This window comes from Halomonas sp. ANAO-440 (assembly GCF_019915905.1).
GTDB classification, from domain to species: Bacteria; Pseudomonadota; Gammaproteobacteria; order Pseudomonadales; family Halomonadaceae; genus Halomonas; species Halomonas chromatireducens.
In genome coordinates this window covers 242,510-259,948 of record NZ_JAHXBV010000004.1, presented here as the reverse complement: position 1 = coordinate 259,948, position 17,439 = coordinate 242,510, and the positions used below count along the sequence as shown (strand labels likewise).

Below are 17,439 nucleotides of genomic sequence, written 5' to 3'. Positions count from 1 at the left end.
GTTCCTCATGCGGTTTTCATGAATTGAAGGATATGGTTGTGCAGCGCACTCGGCGCTTCCTCGGGAATGTAGTGGCCACAGGGCAGGGCCTCGCCGTCGACCTGCTCGGCGACGGCGCGCCACTCCGCCAGCGTGTCGAAACAGCGCTCGATGATGCCGTGCTGCCCCCATAGCACCCTCACGGGGCAGGCGATGCGGCGCCCGGCCTCGCGGTCGGCGCTGTCGTGTTCCAGGTCGATGGTATTCGAGGCGCGATAGTCCTCGCACAGTGCATGGGCGGCTCCTGGCTGGGCCAGGCAACGCTGGTATTCGACGATGGCGGCCGGGTCGAAGGCATCGAGGTTGGCGTGACGTCCGCCCATGGTGCGTGTGATGTAGTCGGCCGGGGATGCCTCGATCAGTGTTTCCGGCAATGGTGCCGGCTGGATCAGGAAGAACCAGTGGAAGTAGGCGGTGGCGAAGGTACGGTCGGTCTTCTCGTACATTGCCAGGGTGGGAGCGATATCCAGCAGCATCAGCTTCTCCACCGCCTCAGGGTGGTCCATGGCCAGGCGGTGGGCCACCCGTCCGCCCCGGTCGTGGCCACAGAGCAGGAAGCGTTCGAAGCCCAGTTCGTGCATTACCGCGACCTGGTCGGCGGCCATGGCCCGTTTGCTGTAGTTGGCGTGATCCGGCTCGCCGGGAGGCTTGGAGGCATCGCCGTAGCCGCGCAGATCGGTTGCCACCACCGTGAAGTGGCGTGCCAGCGACTCGGCCAGGCGATGCCAGATCAGATGGGTCTGGGGGTGGCCGTGAAGCAGCAGCAACGGTGGCCCCGAGCCGCCGATGAGGCCAGGTATGCGTATACCGTTATTGTCGATCGAGAACGATCGATACTCCTCGAACATGGCGGTGCTCCTGTTTGACCGATTCATGCGAACACGATTCAGGATGGTGAGGACAGTGTAGTCATTGGCAAGAAAAGGATAATCAGGCTCAATGGCAATATATTGTTGAACTGAGGTGTAGAAAGCATGGCGCAGCTCGACGATCTCGCCTTCTTCCGGCAGCTGGCTCGTGCCGGAAGCCTTACCGCCACGGCCAGGGAGCTGGGGCTGTCGTTGTCGGCGGTCAGCAAGCGCCTCAAGGTGCTGGAGGCGCGTCTCGGCGTGGAGCTGGCCAGCCGCACCACGCGTCGCCTCTCGCTCACGGCGGAAGGCGAGCGCTACCTGGCGCGGGGGTCGGCAATCCTGGAGGAGCTTGCCGAGCTGGAAGAGGCCCTGGGCGAGCAACAGGCGGCGCTGTCCGGGCCGCTGCGGGTCAACGCCACCTTCGGCTTCGGCCGCCACCACGTGGCACCGCTGCTCTCGGCCTTCTGCACCCGGCACCCCGGCGTCGAGGGTGTGCTCGAGCTGAGCAATTATCCGCTGAGCCTCGGCGACCAGGGGTTTGATATCGGCATACGCGTGGGCGAGCCACCCGATTCGCGCCTGGTAGCCAGGCGTATCCTCGCCAACCGCAGGGTGCTGTGCGCCGCACCCGCCTATGTGTCGCGCATGGCGCCGCTTGCCTCGTTGAACGACCTGACGGCTCACCCCTGCCTGGTCCTGCGCGAAAACGAGAGCGACTACGCGGTGTGGCGGTTCTGCCACCGCGGTGGCGATGTCGAGCAGGCGGTCAAGGTGGCGGGGCCGCTGGCCAGCAATGATGGCGAGGTGATCGTGGGGCTGGCGCTGGATGGCCATGGGATCGCACTGCGCTCCTGGTGGGACGTGCACGAGCACCTGGCAAGGGGTGCCCTGATCGAGCTGCTCCACGAGTGGCAAGGGGTGCGGGCCGATTTTCATGCCGTCTATCAGCAACGGCGGCATGTTCCCGCTCGCATTCGCGCCTTCGTCGACTTCCTCGAACGGGAGATGCCGGGGAGGGTGCCGGCCATGGCAGGCGAAACCTGATGGCCGGTGGGTTCAGCCTCGGTGTCGGCGCCGTTGGCGGGCATCGGCATAGCGCTTGAGACCGTACAGCAAGGCCAGGCCCGCGATGACGCCAGCGCCCGCCCAGGCTAGCTCCTGACGATCCTCGGCGGAGAGCAGTGTGCCGAGCTGGCTGCTGAGCAGGATGATGCCGGCCAGTCCTGGCGTGGCACCGATCAGAGTACCCAGCAGGTAGTCGCGAAAACGGATGTGAAAGGCGCCGGCGAGCAGGTTGGTCAGCGTGTACGGTGCCAGGGGCAAGAGGTTGAGCAGGGTTATGGTGCGCACGCCACGCCCGGCCAGGTAGCGCGAAAGCCCTAGCAGCCGCTTTCCGCCGTAGCGCAGCAGGGCGTCGCGCCCCAGCCAGCGCCCCAGCCAGAACGTGGCAATCGCACCCAGAAGCGTACCGATGAACGAATAGACGAACCCCCACACCGGGCCAAAGATCAGTCCGGCCAGTATCACCAGCACGCTGAGCGGGAAAAGCACCAGTGAGGCGATCAAGAAGACCGCGACCACCACGACGCCGGCCCAGGGCTGGTCGCGCCAGGCCAGCGAACCCTGCAGCAGGGCGAACAGGGTGTTGGCATCGAACAGGTCGCGTGCAGCCAGCCATTGTCCCAGGAAACCGAGTAGAGCGAGCACCATCAGGCTGGCGAGGGCGAGAAGGACCTTGCGGGGCATGTGGGCGACCTGCGCAGGGGGGGATTTCAGCATAGGAGGGAGGCGCGCTATGGCCAAATGGTTTGGCTGGCGTCGCCTCAGGTATTATCACCGGAGAAGGGATTCGAAGGCCTGAAGAGCTACACCCGGCTCAAGACCGTGGCCATTTAGCACGGTTGAATCAGGCACGGTTGAATCAAGCCCGGCTGAGCGAGCCGCCGGTCCGCGATGCACGGTGGGATGAACCAGAGGAGCAATGGGATGAGTCAGCTATTTCGAGTCGGCCTGGTGGGCGTGGGCCTGATGGGTCACGGTATCGCCGTGAACATCCTGAAAGGAGGGCATACGCTCTGCTTTCTCGACCACCCCGGCAACCAGCCCGTGGACGACCTGCGCGCCGCCGGGGCGACCGCGAAGGCAAGCGGCCGCGAGGTGGCCGAGGCCGCCGATGTGGTCATTCTCTGCGTGACCGGCTCGCCCCAGGTGGAGGCGGTGCTGTTCGAGCCCGGCGGGGTGCTGGAAGGGCTGCGGGCGGGCTGCGTGGTTGTCGACTGCTCCACGGCGCTGCCCAGCTCCACCGAGCGAGTGGCCGCCCGGGTGGAGGCGGCCGGCGGGCGCTTCATGGATGCCGCTATGACCCGCACCCCCAAGGAGGCGGAGGAGGGCCGGTTGAACCTTATCGTCGGTGCACCGGAGGCGCTGTTCGCCGAGGTGCAACCGCTGCTCGAGTGCTTTGCCGAGAACATCGCCCATGCCGGCCAGGTTGGCGCCGGCCATACCCTCAAGCTGCTGCACAATTTCGTCTCGCTGGGCTTCACCGCGGTGCTGGCCGAGGCCGCCGCGGCGTCACGGCGGGCCGGTATCGACGACGCTGCCTTCCTCGACGTGCTGGGCAAGGGCGGCGGTGGCGGGGTGATCCTGGAGCGCCTGCGGCCCTACATCGCCGATGGCGACGCCTCCGGTTTTCGCTTCAGCGTGGCCAACGGCCTCAAGGATATCGGCTACTACCGCACCATGACCGAAGACCTCGACGCCCAGCGCGGCGTGGCCGATGCGGTGCTGGCGCTCTACCAGTCGATGAGCGATGCCGGTCATGCCGACCGCCCCGTGCCGGAGCTGGTTGGCCTGCTGGGTCCGTCACAGGGCTGAACGATCCTGGTCTCCCCGAGGCTCCCGGGGGGCCGCGGTGTGATCCTCTGGCAGCCGTGCCAGCGGCTGCTGGCGGAAGTAGCGTGTCAGCAGCTCATACAGTGCCGGATAGGCCTCGTGGAGGATGTCCGGCGCGGTAAAGAAGTACTCGCAGCACACCGCGAAGCACTCCCCTGGATGGCTGGCGGCGTAGTCGTCGATGGGTGTGTCCTCGCCACGCTCGAGGCGTGCCTGGAGGTCGTCCCATACGCCGATGAAGACCCGGTGCCACTCCTTGGGATCGATGTCCCGGGGTAGCGGCGGGAAGCCGTCGACGTCCAGCGAGTTGCCAAGGTCGAGCTTGTGGGCGAGCTCATGGATCACCACGTTGAAGCCGTCGAGGCCGCCGCTCTCCATCAGGTCGGGAAAGGCCAGCACCACCGGCCCCTGGGATGAGGTCTCGCCGGCCCGCTCATCCACGTACTCATGCATCACGCCGAACTCGTCCAGCTCCTCCACATGGCGGCGGAACGCGTCGGGCAGGATCAACAGTTCGTGGACCCCACTGAAGGCGTCGACATGGTCGTCGAAGGGCCAGCCCAGGGTCAGCAGGCAGGCCTGGGCTGAGAGCGCCAGCTGTGCCGGCAGGTCGAAGGGTGTCCGGCCAGTCAGCTCGGGGTGCAGGCTCAGCCGCTTGAGGTGCAGGAAGTGCCAGGCGCGCCGGCCCAGGCGGTCGGCCTCCTCATCGCCCAGCGCCGCCAGCAGCGGCAGGCGTGCACGGGCCTCGGCCCAGGCCGCCTCGGGGAAGGGATGACGCGAGGCGAAGCGCTCGGCCCGCCAGCGGCGAAGGCGACCGAACATGGCCTCAGTTCTCCTCGGGATTGCCCGGCGTCAGGCTGCCGGACTTCCAGGACCAGTCGCGCCAGCGCAGGTCGAACAGGTCCTTGCGCCGGTCCTTGAGGTTGGTTACCGAGCCTTCGGCCCGCACCACGGTGAGCCGGGTCAGGTCCAGGTCCGAGAAGATCACCATCTCGGTATTGGGCGTGGTCTCCGAGAGCACTGCGTCGTGGGGGAAGGCGAAGTCCGAGGGTGTGAATACCGAGGACTGGGCGTACTGGATGTCGAGGTTGCGGATCGACGGCACGTTGCCGACGCTGCCGCACAGCACCACGTAGCATTCGTTCTCGATGGCCCGCGCCTGGGCGCAGTGGCGCACCCGCAGGTAGCCGTTCTTGGTGTCGGTCCAGAAGGGCACGAAGAGGATGTCCATGTCCTGGTCGGCGAGCAGGCGGCCGAGCTCGGGAAATTCCACGTCGTAGCAGATCAGGATGCCCACGCGGCCAGCATCGGTCTCGAACACGCGCAGCTCGTCGCCGCCCTCGATCACCCACTCCCGCCGCTCCTGGGGGGTGATGTGCAGCTTGGCCTGCTTTTCGATGGTGCCGTCGCGATGACACAGGTAGGCGATGTTGTAGAGCCGATCGTCCTCACCCTCTTCAATCATCGAACCCGCGACGATATTGATGTTGTAGGAGACCGCCATGCGCGACAGCTCGGTCTTGAACTGCTCGGTGAAGCCGGCCAGGAAGCGGATGGCCGCCAGCTGGTCCTGCTGGGTGGCACGGTCCTGCAGCCCCATCAGCGGCGCATTGAACAGCTCCGGAAAGACGGCGAAGTCGCTCTGGTAGCTGGAGAGGGCGTCGACGAAGTACTCGACCTGCTGCAGTACCGCCTCTACCGAGGCGCATTCGCGCATCTGCCACTGCACGGCGCCGACACGTACCTGGGTGGGACGGTTTTCCAGCACCCGCTCGGCGGGCTCAAAGAGGATGTTGTTCCACTCCAGCAGGGTGGCGTAGCCCTGGGACTTCTCGTCTTCCGGCAGGTACTTGCGCAACAGGCGCTTGACCTGGAAGTCGTTGGCCAACTGGAAGGAGAGGATCGGATCATGAATCTCCTTGCGTGCAACCAGCTCGATGTACTCGGTGGGCGAGAGTTCCCCGGCGTGCTCGTGGTAATTGGGGATACGTCCGCCGGCGAGTATCGCGCGCAGGTTGAGCGAACGACACAGCTCCTTGCGTGCCTCGTAGAGGCGGCGCCCCAGCCGGTAGCCGCGATAGTCGGGATGGATCAGCACATCCAGCCCGTACATGGCATCGCCTTGCGGATCGTTGAGGATGATCTCGCGGTTGCCCACCAGGTCGTCGTACTTGTGGGGGTTGGAGAACTCGTCGTAGTCGACCCGCACGGTCAGCGCCACGCCTATCAGCCTCTCGTCGTCCTCAATGGCGATCTGGCCATCGGGAAACTCCTGGATCAGCCGGTCGATGGAGTGCTGTGGCCAGGCACCACCAATATCGTCGTAGACGGCGTCCATCAGAATCTTGAGCTGAGGGTAGTCGTCCTGCGTCAGGTTGCGCAGGTTCAGATGCAGGTCGTCGAGGGACATGGTGCGTCGATTCCTGTCAGGGTGAAAGACGAAGTCTAGCATGGTCACGGGGTCGGCCGCGGTGGGCGACTGCAGCGGCCTTGAAGGCAAGCTGCGCTAGCGTCATGCGACTGTCATATCAGCGAGTCAAGATGCACCGCAAAGAGGCCGAAGTGCGGCTACGCTGATTCAGACGAGAAAACTTTCTCAACCTGTCGTGACGAGAATGATGAGCGCGCCATGAACAACGACAACAAGCGCATCCGGCTCGATGCCGTGAGCAAGACCTGGGGTGGCCAGGCCGCCGTGGACCGGATCTCCTTCGATGTCGCACCCGGTGAATTCGTGATCCTGCTGGGCCCCTCGGGCTGCGGCAAGTCGACGACGCTGCGCATGATCGCCGGCCTCGAGCAGGCCAGCGATGGACGCATCCGCATCGGCGAGCGCGACGTGACCCATCTGCCACCCGGCGACCGCGGCCTGAGCATGGTGTTCCAGTCCTATGCGCTGTTTCCCCACCTGAGCGTGGCCGACAACATCGTCTTCGGCCTGCGCAGCCGCAAGGTGCCCAAGTCCGAGCGCCAGGAGCGCCTTGCCCGGGTGGCAAACCTGGTCGATCTCACCGCATACCTCGACCGCAAGCCGGCCCAGCTTTCGGGCGGGCAACGCCAGCGTGTGGCGCTGGCCCGGTCGATCATCTCCGAGCATCCCATCTGCCTGATGGACGAGCCGCTCTCCAACCTCGATGCTCGTTTGCGTGGCGAGATGCGCCGCGAGATCAAGGCCCTCCAGCAGCGGCTGGGCATGACGGTGATCTACGTCACCCACGATCAGGTGGAAGCCATGAGCATGGGCGACCGGGTCATCCTGATGGAGGCGGGGCGCATCGTGCAGGACGCGACCCCCGACGAGCTCTACAACCGGCCGGCCACGGCCTTCGCGGCAAGCTTCATCGGCAGCCCGGCCATGAACCTGGTGACGCTCGCCGCGGCGGCCGATGGGGCCGTCATCGAGGGCGAGCCGCGCTGCAGCGTAGCGTCCCACGATGCCAAGGGGCACCTGCTGGGGGTCCGCCCCGAAGACATCGCCGTACTGCCCGCCGATGCCAGCGGCGTGCCGGCCGAGGTGGTCGATGCCGAATACCTGGGGGCCGACAGCATCGTGCGGCTCAAGGTGGGCAGCCAGGAGCTGCGTGCGCGCCTGGATGGTGTGCCCGGCGTAGCCAAGGGGGCGGCCTGCCGCCTGCAGTGGGCACCCGGGGCGACCCACTTCTTCGATTCTGGAGACGGGCAACGCCTGGCGCTCCAGGGGTATGACCTGTCTGCGGCCCCCGGTCGCCTGAGGCAGACTCAAGCAGCGCAGAGAAGCGGGGTACAGACCCCGCGCGGTTCTTCCGGAAAATACTCACCAGGAGTCAACCCATGAACACACGCCTTGCTCCCACCCTCTGCGGCCTGGCCGCTGCTGGCTTGCTGAGCGCCGGTCAGGCCGTGGCCGACGATCCGGTCGAGCTGACCATGTACTATCCCATCGCCGTCGGTGGGGCGCTGACCGATGTCATCGACGGCCTGGTCGCCGACTTCCAGGCCGATCATCCCGACATCTCGGTGAATGCCATCTATGCCGGCAACTATGACGACACCCGGGTCCGGGCGATGTCGGCCATCGAGGCGGGCGATGCACCGCAGCTCTCGGTGCTCTTCTCCATCGATCTCTTCGACCTGATCGAGCAGGATGCCATCGTCGCCTTCGACGATCTCATCGAGACCGACGAAGAGCGCGAATGGCTCGATAGCTTCTACCCCGGCCTGATGGAAAACGGCCAGCTCGACGGCCAGACCTACGGCATTCCGTTCCAGCGCTCCACCATCGTGCTCTACTGGAACAAGGAGGCCTTCGAAGCCGCCGGGCTCGACCCCGAGACACCGCCGGAAAACTGGGAGGAGATGGCCGAAATGGCCGCGGCCGTGCGCGAGGCCAGCGGTGGCGACCAGTGGGGCGTCATGGTGCCCTCCACCGGCTACCCCTACTGGATGTTCCAGGCCTTCGCCTTTCAGAACGGGCATCGGCTGATGAGCGAGGATGGCACCGAGGTCTTTTTCGACGACCCTGCCTCCATCGAGGCGCTGGAATACTGGGTGTCGCTGACCCAGGAGCACGAGGCGATGCCCGACGGCACCATCGAGTGGGGCACCCTGCGCCAGAATTTCATCGAACAGGCCACGGCCATGATGTGGCACACCACCGGCAACCTCACCGCCGTGCGCAACGAGGCCTCGTTCGACTTCGGCGTGGCCATGCTGCCCATGAATACCCAGCGCGGCAGCCCCACCGGCGGTGGCAACTTCTACATCTTCAACGACACCACCGAAGACGAGCAGCGCGCCGCCATGACCTTCATCCGCTGGATGACCGATCCCGAGCGCGCGGCGGCCTGGTCCATCGAGACCGGCTACATGGGCGTGAGCCCGGCTGCCTACGAGACCGAGGCCCTGCGCGACTACGTCGAGACCTTCCCACCGGCGGCGGTGGCCCGCGACCAGCTCGAGCACGGTACCGCGGAGCTCTCCACCTACCAGGGCGGGCGCGTGCGCCGGGCGCTGGACAATGCGATACAGGCGGCGCTGACCGGCCAGATGTCGCCGGAGGAGGCGCTCAACCAGGCTCAGGCAGAGGCCGAAGCGGCATTACGGCGCTACGCACGCTCTCGTTGAGGAAACGCTAACAAATGGCTGCGCAAGCGAATCGCTGCGTTGCGCGGTGCTCGGAATCCTCACCTATACCCCATAGGCTCCGGTTCCTGTGCTCCGTGCGCCTTGCGCTTCATCTCGCTCGCCTATTTGTGAAGCGCTTCCTTTCGTGGACTCGACAAGTAGAGGTAACGAGGCGCCGGGGGCAAGGCCGAAGAGGAGGTCATTCGACAGGGATGTCGAATGTAGCGTCCAGGGAAGGATTCACAGCGCCTCCTCTTAGGTCTTGTCCCCGGCTCAGCCACGGAGCAGGAAGTCTCACATGGTGATCCAGAACGCCGACCGACGCATGCAAATCTACGGCGCACTGCTGCTGCTCCCGGCGGCGGTGCTGCTGGGTACCTTCGCCTATCTGCCAACGGTGTCCACCCTCGTCAACAGCCTGTTCCTGCCCGGCTTTCGCGGCTCGCCGCCGGAGTTCGTCGGGCTCGAGAACTACGCGCTGCTGATCGAGGACCGTACCTTCTGGCGGGTGGCGCGCAACAACCTGATCTATGCGCTGGGGACCATTCCCACGTCCATCGCCCTGGCGCTGGGCATGGCGCTATTCGTCAATGCCCGCCTGCCGGGACGCGGCTTCGTGCGCATGGCCTATTTCACCCCGACCATCCTGCCGATGATCGCCGCCGCCAATATCTGGATGTTCTTCTACGCGCCGCAGATCGGCCTGTTCAACAAGATACTCGGGGCGCTGGGCCTGTCCGGGGTCAACTGGCTGGGCGACCCCAGCGTGGCGCTTGGCTCTGTCATCGTCATGACCATCTGGAAGGAAGCCGGCTTCTTCATGATCTTCTACCTGGCGGCACTGCAGAGCATCCCGCCGGAGCTCAAGGAGGCCTCGGACCTGGAGGGCACCGGCCGCTGGAGCTTCTTCTGGCGGGTCACCTTCCCGCTGCTGATGCCCACGACCCTGTTCGTGCTGATCAACGCGCTGATCAATGCCGTGCGGGTGGTGGATCACCTGTTCATCCTGACCAAGGGTGGGCCCAACAACGCCACCAACCTGCTGCTCTACTACGTCTACGAAAATGCCTTCTCCTTCTTCGACCGCACCTATGCCGCCACCATCACCGTGGTGATCCTGCTGGTGCTGGCGGTGGTGGCCACGGTGAAGTTCACCATCCTCGACCGCAGGACCCACTACCAGTGAGCACGGGGGACGATTCATGAGTCAGCCGAGCCTGACGAGCGCAGCAAACAGACGGTTCGCCCTGCGGTTACCCAGCCTGGAGACCACCGCCGCCTGGCTGCTGGCGCTGATCTGGATTTTCCCGCTGCTCTACGCCTTCTGGGCGGCTTTCCACCCGGCGGCCTACATGGTGCGTTTCGATCTCTTTGCCCCGGTGACCCTGGAGAACTTCGCCAACGCCTGGGCCCAGGCGCCGTTTGCCCGTTATTACCTGAACACCTTCCTGCTGGTCACCGGGGTGGTGCTGGCACAGTTCGTGGTCTGTACCCTGGCCGGCTTCGCCTTTGCGCGCTTCCCGATCCCCGGCAAGGAGATCCTGTTCATGCTGGTGCTGATCCAGCTTTTCGTATTCCCCGAGGTCCTGATCGTCGAGAACTACCGCATCGCCAGTTCGCTTGGTCTGGTAGACACCATCACCGGCATCGGGCTGCCGTATGTCGCCAGCGCCTTCGGTATTTTCCTGCTGCGACAGACCTTCAAGACCATACCCCGCGAGCTGGAGGACGCCGCCCGGATCGAGGGGTGCGGCTGGATGGCGATCCTGCTCAAGGTCTACGTGCCCCTGGCCAAGCCCACCTATCTCGCCTACGGACTGGTTTCGGTCAGCCACCACTGGAACAACTTCCTGTGGCCGCTGGTGGTCACCAACTCGGTGGAGAGCCGCCCGCTGACCGTGGGGCTCGGCATCTTCTCGGCGCCGGAAACCGGTGTGAACTGGGCCACCGTCAGCGCCGCCACCCTGCTCAGTATCGCCCCGCTGCTGGTGGCCTTCCTGCTGTTCCAGCGCCAGTTCGTGCAGTCGTTCCTGCGGGCGGGAATTCGCTGAGCGCCTCAAGCGACTACACTCGGCGTGAGTCCATCAGCGTTGGAGGAGCGTCATGAGTCATGGAAGCGCGGACGAGAGCGAAAAGACCGCTCAGCTCTACCGCATGGTCATGGAGGAGCACCTGTGCCCCTTCGGACTGAAGAGCAAGGACTTGCTGGAGCGCAAGGGTTTCAATGTCGAGGATCACCACCTGACCACGCGGGAGGAGACAGAAGCTTTCAAGGAAAAGCATGGGGTGGATACGACGCCCCAGGCCTTCATCGATGGCCGGCGCATCGGTGGCTATGAAGAGCTGCGCGAGTACTTCGGCCTGGATTCACCGGGCGAGGACGAGACCACCTACCAACCGGTGATCGCCCTATTTGCCACGGCCCTGCTGATGGGGTTTGCCGTCAGCTGGACGGCGACCGGCACCCTGCTCAGCGCGAGGATGCCGGAATATTTCGTGGCCATCGCCATGGCCCTGCTGGGGCTGCAGAAGCTCAAGGACGTTGAGAGCTTCAGCACGATGTTTCTCAACTACGACCTGCTGGCCCAGCGTCAGGTGCGCTATGGCTATGTCTATCCCTATGCCGAGACGCTGGCGGGCATCCTGATGCTGGCGGGCGCCCTTGTATGGTTCGCTGCCCCATTGGCGCTGTTCATCGGTACGGTGGGCGCCGTCTCGGTGTTCAAGGCGGTCTATATCGACAAGCGTGAGCTCAAGTGCGCCTGTGTCGGCGGTGACAGCAAGGTGCCGCTGGGCTTCGTATCGCTGACCGAGAACCTGATCATGGTCGGTATGGGCATCTGGATGCCGTTGCGGATGTATGTGCTGTAGCTGCCCCTGGTGTCGTCTCGATGTGCCACCGGCTGCATCGTGGCGGTACTGGCCCAGTACCGCTGTCCTAAGCGGGCAGCGGGCCATCTGGCGCCAGTACGCTGCGGTTGCGCCCCGCACGTTTTGCCTGGTAGAGCGCCTCGTCCGCACGCTTGAGCAGTGTAGAGGCAGCCTGGGTTGCCGATGGATGGAGTACGGCGACGCCGATGCTGACCGTGATCACCGGGGAATGCTCGGCGCCCTGGTTGGGAATGGCCAGTGCTTCTATGCCTTGTCGAATGCGCTCGGCGGCGAGCTTTGCCGATTCCGACGAGGCGTTTGGCAATAGCACGACGAACTCTTCACCGCCATAGCGCACCACCAGGTCGTTATCCTGGCGGACATGGCGCTGCATTTCCACCGCGACCTGGCGCAGGCAGGCATCGCCCTGGAGGTGACCGTAACGGTCGTTGTAATTCTTGAAGCAGTCGATATCGATCACCAGCATGCCGAGCATCGTTTGTTCGGTGATGGCTTCGCTCCAGCGCTGGGCGAGCGCGCTGTCGAAATGCCGGCGATTGGCGACACCGGTCAGCGGGTCGGTGGCAGACATCTTGGTCAGGGTCTGGTTGTCCTTCAGGGCAGCCTGGTTCCTCAACTTCTCGCGCAACAGCAGCAGGTAGGACTGCCGTTCGCTGGCCTCCAGGCGATAGTTGGCCACCAGCGTAAAGATGGCACTAGAGGTAAAGACAACCAGGGTATTGATCTTGACTGGGCTCTCAATGGCGTCATAGGGCACCACGAAGGCCACCATGATGACCCCGCACAGCAACGATGTGACCAGGGCGAAGCCGAAGCGCAGCGAAAAGACAATGTTGCCCACCACTAGGATCAGCCCGAACGAGAAGGTATCGAGAAACGAATAAGGGGATGTGGACAGGACGAAGATCACGTTGGAGAGCAACATTGCCACGATCATGGTGGCGGACATTGTCGCCTCTCGCATGGCCGGTGGCAGGCCGCGATGCACACAGTAGAGGGCCACGATGCCCAGGGGGGTCATCAGCCCGAAACGGATCCAGGCGGCGGTGTGCAATGACTCCGGACGAATGACAACGTCGTTGAAGAAGTAAAGGCCGTAGATAACAAGCGCCACGGTGCCTGCGATCAGCAGGTGACGATTGCGACGAGCAGAGGTGTCGGCTTCGAAGCGTGCTTCCACCGTCGGACTGAAGCGCAGGCGGTACCAGGGCCTGCTCAGGTTCGACTCAACGGCTTGCAGCAAGGTCTCTTTCACAGCCGGCTTCCCCCAGCGTAAATGGCACCATTTCTTGGCTTGGTGCTCTGAGGGGATATCGGCTGACAATGGTCTAACTTTACTTTTTTCTTACCTCTGCCTTTCTCCCGGCGGTATCGCCAGGGAAGGCCGGGATTCGAAAGAGGGGTGTGGTGTCCTGGGTCATACGCTACTGCTTGCCTTGCTGAGAAGGGGTTGGGTCAAGGTCTGCGCCATGATGACACCCGCCAGCACCATCACACCTCCAACTAGGTGGAACAGCGCGATCCGCTCGTTCAGGAAGGCCATGGCGATCAGAGCGCTGAACAGCGGCATCAGGTTGATGAAAATGCTCGCCTGGCTGGCGCCGATCTGGCGGATGGCGCGCATCCACAGGAAGGTGGTGACGATCGAGGCGGGAATGCCGGCGTAGAGAATCAGCCAGACGTTTTGACTGTCCACCGGCGTCATCGGCCCCAGCAGGTAGCCGGGCAGCAGGAACAGGACGGCGAAGCAGACCTGCACGTAGAGCACGACCCAGGGCGGCAGGTCCAGCGGCCAGCGCTTGAGCATGACACCGTAGAGCGCGTAGCAGGTGGCGGCGACCACCATCAGCAGGTCACCCAGGGCGACTTCCAGCTGCAGCAGCGAGAGTGGGTTGCCGCGCCCCAGCAGTACGGTAACCCCGAACAGCGCCACGATGCCGCCCAGGGTGCCACCGAGGCTCGGCGCCTCGCGCAGGATCAGCGCGCTGAGCAGTACGGTTAGCAGCGGCACCATGGCGGCAAGGATGCCCATGTTGGTGGCCGAAGTGGTCTCGGCGGCGACATAGGCCAGGCCCTGCCACAGCGCCATGCCGATCAGGCCCAGCACCGCGAGCTTTGGCCAGTGGCGGCGGATGGCATCGCGATGCTGCCAGGCGGACGGCAGCACGAAGGGTGTGAGCACGGCCAGTGCCAGCACCCAGCGCAGGAAGGCGATACTGCTGGGGGCGATGGTGCCCACGGTGAGCTGGTTGATGGTCATGTTGCCCGACCAGATCAGCACCGCACCCAGCGGTGCGAGGAAATAGAGCAGCGGCATGGCGACCTCATGAGCACGAAGAAGCCCCGCTGGCATCGGGGCTCGCAAAGGCACCATGATATCGGGCCGGTGCAGTGCTGCAAACGATAAGGAGACTAACAGAAGTCGCGAGGAGCAGTTTTTGCCCGGGAGGCCCGCCAGTTCGCGATTCGCGCCTATGCTGATAGCCGACCGCACGCTGCTGTGAGCAGAAGCGAACATGAACGCCGAGGTGACGTCATGGATGTGCGACATTATGGATGGATGTTGCTGTGTGCCGCTCTCGCGCTGACCGGCTGCGATGACGATGCTCCGGGCAACGAGCCGGCGCTTCAAGATGCCATTGCGTATGTGGGGCACTGGGCCGCCGAGCCGGACTGGTGTGCGCGAGACGGGGAGGAGCGGATGATCACTATTTCCCCATCGCGCTTCGAGGGGTACGAGAACATCTGCGAGATGGCAGCGACGCAAGAGTCCGAAAATGTATGGCAGGGCCAGCTCGACTGTTCGGGCGAAGGAATGGAGAGCAGCGAGCGGATTCGACTGCAGCTCGAGAATCACGAGTCGGTGACGCTGACCTGGCTCGACCGCGACGATGACGAGGTGTCGCTCATGCGCTGCCCCCTGGATCCATGACCCAGGCGTCGGAGATGGGGGTCGTTCAGCGCAGCTGGCTGTCCTTGCTGCCTCGACGGTTGTAGCCGCTGTAGGTCGTCTGCTGCTTGTCCCGCTCGCTCTGGCAGGTGAAACACAGGCGCACGCCCCTGATCGCCTCGCGGCGAGCCTGGGGAATCTCGTCGCCGCACTCCTCGCAGTGTGTCAGGCTCTCGCCGGTGGGAAGCTGGCTGCGTAACCGCTGCAGCGCGTCCTCCACCGTGCTCTCGATCTGCTCCTGCTCGGCGCCATCTCTTGACCAGCCACCAGCCACACTCTTCCTCCTTGACTCTTTAAGAGTCATTTCAATCCTGAGAAGCGCTTTGAAAAGCGACAAGGGCGCTGGCCCTCGTCGCCTGTCCGGTCAAACGCCGAGGATTTCCTTGGCCTGGTTCAATAAATCTTCGGAGCGAGCATGGTCGCCGGCATTGTGGGCTTCCTCGCCCTCCTGGCGCAGCTCGTTGACCTGCTCGAGTTCGGCCTCGCTTAGCTGGGCGACCTTGGCGTCGTCCTGCAGCGCCTCGTCGATCTCGCCCATCAGCATGGGGCAACTGGCGGCCCAGGCGGGAAAGGCGAAGGCGAGTAATACCAGTGCGGCAAACAGTGTCTTTATCATTGTCGATATCTCCTTTGAACGCAGCCGGTCGGCTGGTCCGAATGGATAGGCAGTGCCCCGACCGGAGCTGTCTTTCTGAGCCAGCCTTACCCGACGTGATGCGGTGCCGGCGGGCCATCGGTCCGGCCGCTGTCAGTATAGATAACCCGGGCGAACTGCACAGGACAGAAACGCCCTGCTGTCATGCAACAGCAGGGCGCTTGCGAGGTTGGCCGGGCCTGGATTCAGCCGATGGCGGCAATGGCTGCCTTGGCCACCTGGACGTCCTGGTCGGGCTTGACGCCGGAAACCCCGACGCTGCCGGCGACCTGGCCGTCGACGATCACCGGCACGCCGCCGGAGAGCAGGCCCTGCAAGGGGGCAGAGAGGAAGGCGTTGCGCCCGCCATTGATCATCTCCTCGAAGACCTGGGTCTCCTTGCGGCCCATGGCGGCGCTACGCGCCTTCTCGGCGGCCACATTGGCAGTGAAGGGGGCGGTGCCGTCGAGGCGGCGCAGGCCGAGCAGGTGGCCGCCGTCGTCGGCTACGGCGATGGTCACGGCCCAGCCATTGGCCTCGGCCTCCTGCTGGGCGGCGTCGAGGATGGCGTTGACGTCGGTGAGGGTGAGTGCGGGCTTGGTGTTCATGGTGATCTCCTGTTTGGGATGAGTGTTGCTGTACTGAATTAATAGCTACCCCAGTGGCTGAATCACCGGGGCTGTTCCGGCAACAGGCCCCGGAGCGCCGGTCCGTCGATGAGGCGCTGTAAACCCTTCCCTGGGCGCTACCGATGCCATCCATGGCATCGGACCTCCTCTACGGCCTGTCCCCGGCGCCCCTCGCGTTGGTAGATTCATTGGCCGAGGGCCGTGCTCGCTGTAGGTTGTAACGTCTCATCGACGATTTCTATCCAGTGCCTGACGGGCGTTCGCCCCGCACCGTTGAGGTGCGTCTGGCAGCCGATATTGGCGGTCACGATGAGCTCCGGGTTGCCGGCTTCCAGGGCGTTGAGCTTGTTGTCGCGCAACTGGGTGGCAAGCTCCGGCTGGGTGATGGAGTAGGTGCCCGCCGAGCCGCAGCAGAGGTGGGCATCCTGTACCGGCGTCAGCGAAAAGCCGAGCTTGACCAGCACGCCTTCGACGGCGCCGCCGAGCTTCTGGGCATGCTGCAGGGTGCAGGGGCAGTGGAAGGCGAGCTTGCGGCTCTCCTTCACCTTCAGCGCTTCCAGTTCCTCGTCGCGCAGCACTTCGACGAGATCCCGGGCCAGCTCACTGACCCGCCGGGCTTTCTCGGCGTACTCGGGGTCGCCCTCCAGCATCTCGCCGTACTCCTTGACGAAGGCGCCACAGCCGCTGGCTGTCTGCACGATGGCTTCGGCACCGGCCTCTACGTGTGGCCACCAGGCGTCGATATTGGCGCGGATGCGGGCTCGGCCGTCGTCCTGGGCGTTGAGGTGGAAATCCACCGCGCCACAGCAGCCTGCCTCGGGAGCCGGAGTGAGGCCAATGCCCAGGCGGTCCAGCACCCTTGCCGTGGCAGCATTGGTGTTGGGCGAGAGCCCCGGCTGTACGCAGCCTTCGAGAATCAGCATCTGGCGTTGGTGTCTCTTGCCCTCGGGCCGTGCTCCGGCATCCACCGGCGTGGCCGGCAGCTTGTCCCTGAGCTTGCCCGGCACCAGCGGCTTGAAGGTCTGGCCCAGTTTGAGCAGCGCCTGGAAGCGTTTGGGATCGGTCAGGGCCTTGCGCAGCCCATAGCGGAAGGCGCGGTCGCTAGCCTTGCGCGGCACCCGCCGTTCGATCTCGGCGCGGCCGATGTCGAGCAGCTTGTGATACTCCACGCCGGAGGGGCAGGTGGTCTCGCAGTTGCGACAGGTCAGGCAGCGGTCCAGATGCAGCCGGGTCTGCTCGGTGACGTTCACGTCGTCGTCGGGGTTTTCCAGCATCTCCTTCATCAGGTAGATGCGTCCCCGGGGGCCGTCGCGCTCGTCGCCCAGCAATTGATAGGTAGGGCAGGTGGCGTTGCAGAAGCCGCAGTGAACGCAGCTGCGCAGCACGCGGTCGGCTTCGCGAATGTGCGGCTTCTTGAGGTCTTCCTCGGTAAAGTGCGTCTGCATGTAG

Annotated in this window: 18 protein-coding genes; 8 read left to right on the top strand and 10 right to left on the bottom strand. The window is 64.5% G+C overall.

All coding sequences use genetic code 11. From position 1 onward, the window contains the following. Nucleotides 1-5: 5 nt before the first annotated feature. The gene (locus KZO25_RS04455; RefSeq protein WP_223136024.1) at nucleotides 6-887 is read right to left on the bottom strand and encodes an alpha/beta fold hydrolase; all 882 of its coding nucleotides are present in this window, start codon (nucleotides 885-887) and stop codon (nucleotides 6-8) included. 126 nt (nucleotides 888-1,013) lie between these two features. Between KZO25_RS04455 and KZO25_RS04450 the strand changes: the two genes are divergently transcribed. After that, nucleotides 1,014-1,934 (top strand): LysR family transcriptional regulator, encoded by a 921-nt coding sequence (locus KZO25_RS04450; protein WP_066452002.1) that lies wholly within the window; start codon nucleotides 1,014-1,016, stop codon nucleotides 1,932-1,934. A gap of 12 nt (nucleotides 1,935-1,946) precedes the next feature. Here KZO25_RS04450 and KZO25_RS04445 read toward each other — a convergent pair whose 3' ends face one another. Continuing rightward, nucleotides 1,947-2,636: a TVP38/TMEM64 family protein gene (locus tag KZO25_RS04445; protein ID WP_066452001.1), complete on the bottom strand. Its 690-nt coding sequence runs from the start codon at nucleotides 2,634-2,636 to the stop codon at nucleotides 1,947-1,949. Between the two features lie 240 nt (nucleotides 2,637-2,876). On the opposite strand from KZO25_RS04445, the gene KZO25_RS04440 reads away from it, so the two are divergent. Beyond that, nucleotides 2,877-3,764 (top strand): NAD(P)-dependent oxidoreductase, encoded by an 888-nt coding sequence (locus KZO25_RS04440; protein WP_223136023.1) that lies wholly within the window; start codon nucleotides 2,877-2,879, stop codon nucleotides 3,762-3,764. On the opposite strand, the gene KZO25_RS04435 is transcribed toward KZO25_RS04440, so the two are convergent. Together KZO25_RS04435 and KZO25_RS04430 are read right to left on the bottom strand one after the other, a co-directional pair. Beyond that, on the bottom strand, nucleotides 3,753-4,604 hold the full coding sequence (locus KZO25_RS04435) for a zinc-dependent peptidase (RefSeq protein WP_223136022.1): 852 nt from the start codon (nucleotides 4,602-4,604) through the stop codon (nucleotides 3,753-3,755). The genes KZO25_RS04440 and KZO25_RS04435 overlap by 12 nt on opposite strands. A gap of 4 nt (nucleotides 4,605-4,608) precedes the next feature. Beyond that, nucleotides 4,609-6,192 (bottom strand): bifunctional GNAT family N-acetyltransferase/carbon-nitrogen hydrolase family protein, encoded by a 1,584-nt coding sequence (locus tag KZO25_RS04430; protein WP_066451998.1) that lies wholly within the window; start codon nucleotides 6,190-6,192, stop codon nucleotides 4,609-4,611. Nucleotides 6,193-6,411: 219 nt separating this feature from the next. On the opposite strand from KZO25_RS04430, the gene KZO25_RS04425 reads away from it, so the two are divergent. From KZO25_RS04425 to KZO25_RS04405, 5 genes are all read left to right on the top strand, one after another. Then, a complete protein-coding gene (locus tag KZO25_RS04425; RefSeq protein ID WP_223136021.1) occupies nucleotides 6,412-7,596 on the top strand; it encodes an ABC transporter ATP-binding protein in 1,185 nt (394 codons plus the stop codon). Continuing rightward, a complete protein-coding gene (locus KZO25_RS04420; protein WP_223136020.1) occupies nucleotides 7,593-8,885 on the top strand; it encodes an ABC transporter substrate-binding protein in 1,293 nt (430 codons plus the stop codon). The genes KZO25_RS04425 and KZO25_RS04420 overlap by 4 nt, the downstream gene beginning before the upstream one ends. A gap of 298 nt (nucleotides 8,886-9,183) precedes the next feature. Continuing rightward, nucleotides 9,184-10,071, top strand: a complete 888-nt coding sequence (locus KZO25_RS04415; protein ID WP_223136019.1) for a carbohydrate ABC transporter permease — start codon at nucleotides 9,184-9,186, stop codon at nucleotides 10,069-10,071. A gap of 16 nt (nucleotides 10,072-10,087) precedes the next feature. Further along, on the top strand, nucleotides 10,088-10,936 hold the full coding sequence (locus KZO25_RS04410) for a carbohydrate ABC transporter permease (RefSeq protein ID WP_223136018.1): 849 nt from the start codon (nucleotides 10,088-10,090) through the stop codon (nucleotides 10,934-10,936). Nucleotides 10,937-10,988: 52 nt separating this feature from the next. Beyond that, nucleotides 10,989-11,756, top strand: a complete 768-nt coding sequence (locus KZO25_RS04405) for a MauE/DoxX family redox-associated membrane protein (RefSeq protein WP_223136017.1) — start codon at nucleotides 10,989-10,991, stop codon at nucleotides 11,754-11,756. A gap of 67 nt (nucleotides 11,757-11,823) precedes the next feature. Here the strand turns inward: KZO25_RS04405 and KZO25_RS04400 are convergent, their stop codons facing one another. Both KZO25_RS04400 and KZO25_RS04395 read right to left on the bottom strand, forming a co-directional pair. Then, the gene (locus KZO25_RS04400; protein WP_223136016.1) at nucleotides 11,824-13,032 is read right to left on the bottom strand and encodes a diguanylate cyclase; all 1,209 of its coding nucleotides are present in this window, start codon (nucleotides 13,030-13,032) and stop codon (nucleotides 11,824-11,826) included. 162 nt (nucleotides 13,033-13,194) lie between these two features. Continuing rightward, nucleotides 13,195-14,094 (bottom strand): DMT family transporter, encoded by a 900-nt coding sequence (locus tag KZO25_RS04395; RefSeq protein WP_223136015.1) that lies wholly within the window; start codon nucleotides 14,092-14,094, stop codon nucleotides 13,195-13,197. 219 nt (nucleotides 14,095-14,313) lie between these two features. On the opposite strand from KZO25_RS04395, the gene KZO25_RS04390 reads away from it, so the two are divergent. Further along, nucleotides 14,314-14,709 (top strand): hypothetical protein, encoded by a 396-nt coding sequence (locus KZO25_RS04390; RefSeq protein WP_223136014.1) that lies wholly within the window; start codon nucleotides 14,314-14,316, stop codon nucleotides 14,707-14,709. 25 nt (nucleotides 14,710-14,734) lie between these two features. On the opposite strand, the gene KZO25_RS04385 is transcribed toward KZO25_RS04390, so the two are convergent. The 4 genes from KZO25_RS04385 to glcF all read right to left on the bottom strand — a co-directional run bounded on the left by KZO25_RS04385 (nucleotide 14,735) and on the right by glcF (nucleotide 17,435). Beyond that, nucleotides 14,735-15,001, bottom strand: a complete 267-nt coding sequence (locus KZO25_RS04385) for a DksA/TraR family C4-type zinc finger protein (RefSeq protein ID WP_223136013.1) — start codon at nucleotides 14,999-15,001, stop codon at nucleotides 14,735-14,737. 90 nt (nucleotides 15,002-15,091) lie between these two features. Further along, the gene (locus KZO25_RS04380) at nucleotides 15,092-15,343 is read right to left on the bottom strand and encodes a hypothetical protein (RefSeq protein WP_223136012.1); all 252 of its coding nucleotides are present in this window, start codon (nucleotides 15,341-15,343) and stop codon (nucleotides 15,092-15,094) included. A gap of 224 nt (nucleotides 15,344-15,567) precedes the next feature. Then, a complete protein-coding gene (locus tag KZO25_RS04375; RefSeq protein ID WP_223136011.1) occupies nucleotides 15,568-15,969 on the bottom strand; it encodes a GlcG/HbpS family heme-binding protein in 402 nt (133 codons plus the stop codon). 206 nt (nucleotides 15,970-16,175) lie between these two features. After that, on the bottom strand, nucleotides 16,176-17,435 hold the full coding sequence (glcF, locus tag KZO25_RS04370; protein WP_223136010.1) for a glycolate oxidase subunit GlcF: 1,260 nt from the start codon (nucleotides 17,433-17,435) through the stop codon (nucleotides 16,176-16,178). Between the last annotated feature and the right edge of the window lie 4 nt (nucleotides 17,436-17,439).

Excerpts from the sequence above, each read along its gene's own strand:
- KZO25_RS04455 (WP_223136024.1), bottom strand. The coding sequence starts at position 887 with ATGTTCGAGGAGTATCGATCGTTCTCGATCGACAATAACGGTATACGC.
- KZO25_RS04450 (WP_066452002.1), top strand. The coding sequence starts at position 1,014 with ATGGCGCAGCTCGACGATCTCGCCTTCTTCCGGCAGCTGGCTCGTGCC.
- KZO25_RS04445 (WP_066452001.1), bottom strand. The coding sequence starts at position 2,636 with ATGCCCCGCAAGGTCCTTCTCGCCCTCGCCAGCCTGATGGTGCTCGCT.
- KZO25_RS04440 (WP_223136023.1), top strand. The coding sequence starts at position 2,877 with ATGAGTCAGCTATTTCGAGTCGGCCTGGTGGGCGTGGGCCTGATGGGT.
- KZO25_RS04435 (WP_223136022.1), bottom strand. The coding sequence starts at position 4,604 with ATGTTCGGTCGCCTTCGCCGCTGGCGGGCCGAGCGCTTCGCCTCGCGT.
- KZO25_RS04430 (WP_066451998.1), bottom strand. The coding sequence starts at position 6,192 with ATGTCCCTCGACGACCTGCATCTGAACCTGCGCAACCTGACGCAGGAC.
- KZO25_RS04425 (WP_223136021.1), top strand. The coding sequence starts at position 6,412 with ATGAACAACGACAACAAGCGCATCCGGCTCGATGCCGTGAGCAAGACC.
- KZO25_RS04420 (WP_223136020.1), top strand. The coding sequence starts at position 7,593 with ATGAACACACGCCTTGCTCCCACCCTCTGCGGCCTGGCCGCTGCTGGC.
- KZO25_RS04415 (WP_223136019.1), top strand. The coding sequence starts at position 9,184 with ATGGTGATCCAGAACGCCGACCGACGCATGCAAATCTACGGCGCACTG.
- KZO25_RS04410 (WP_223136018.1), top strand. The coding sequence starts at position 10,088 with ATGAGTCAGCCGAGCCTGACGAGCGCAGCAAACAGACGGTTCGCCCTG.
- KZO25_RS04405 (WP_223136017.1), top strand. The coding sequence starts at position 10,989 with ATGAGTCATGGAAGCGCGGACGAGAGCGAAAAGACCGCTCAGCTCTAC.
- KZO25_RS04395 (WP_223136015.1), bottom strand. The coding sequence starts at position 14,094 with ATGCCGCTGCTCTATTTCCTCGCACCGCTGGGTGCGGTGCTGATCTGG.
- KZO25_RS04390 (WP_223136014.1), top strand. The coding sequence starts at position 14,314 with ATGGATGTGCGACATTATGGATGGATGTTGCTGTGTGCCGCTCTCGCG.
- KZO25_RS04380 (WP_223136012.1), bottom strand. The coding sequence starts at position 15,343 with ATGATAAAGACACTGTTTGCCGCACTGGTATTACTCGCCTTCGCCTTT.
- KZO25_RS04375 (WP_223136011.1), bottom strand. The coding sequence starts at position 15,969 with ATGAACACCAAGCCCGCACTCACCCTCACCGACGTCAACGCCATCCTC.
- glcF (WP_223136010.1), bottom strand. The coding sequence starts at position 17,435 with ATGCAGACGCACTTTACCGAGGAAGACCTCAAGAAGCCGCACATTCGC.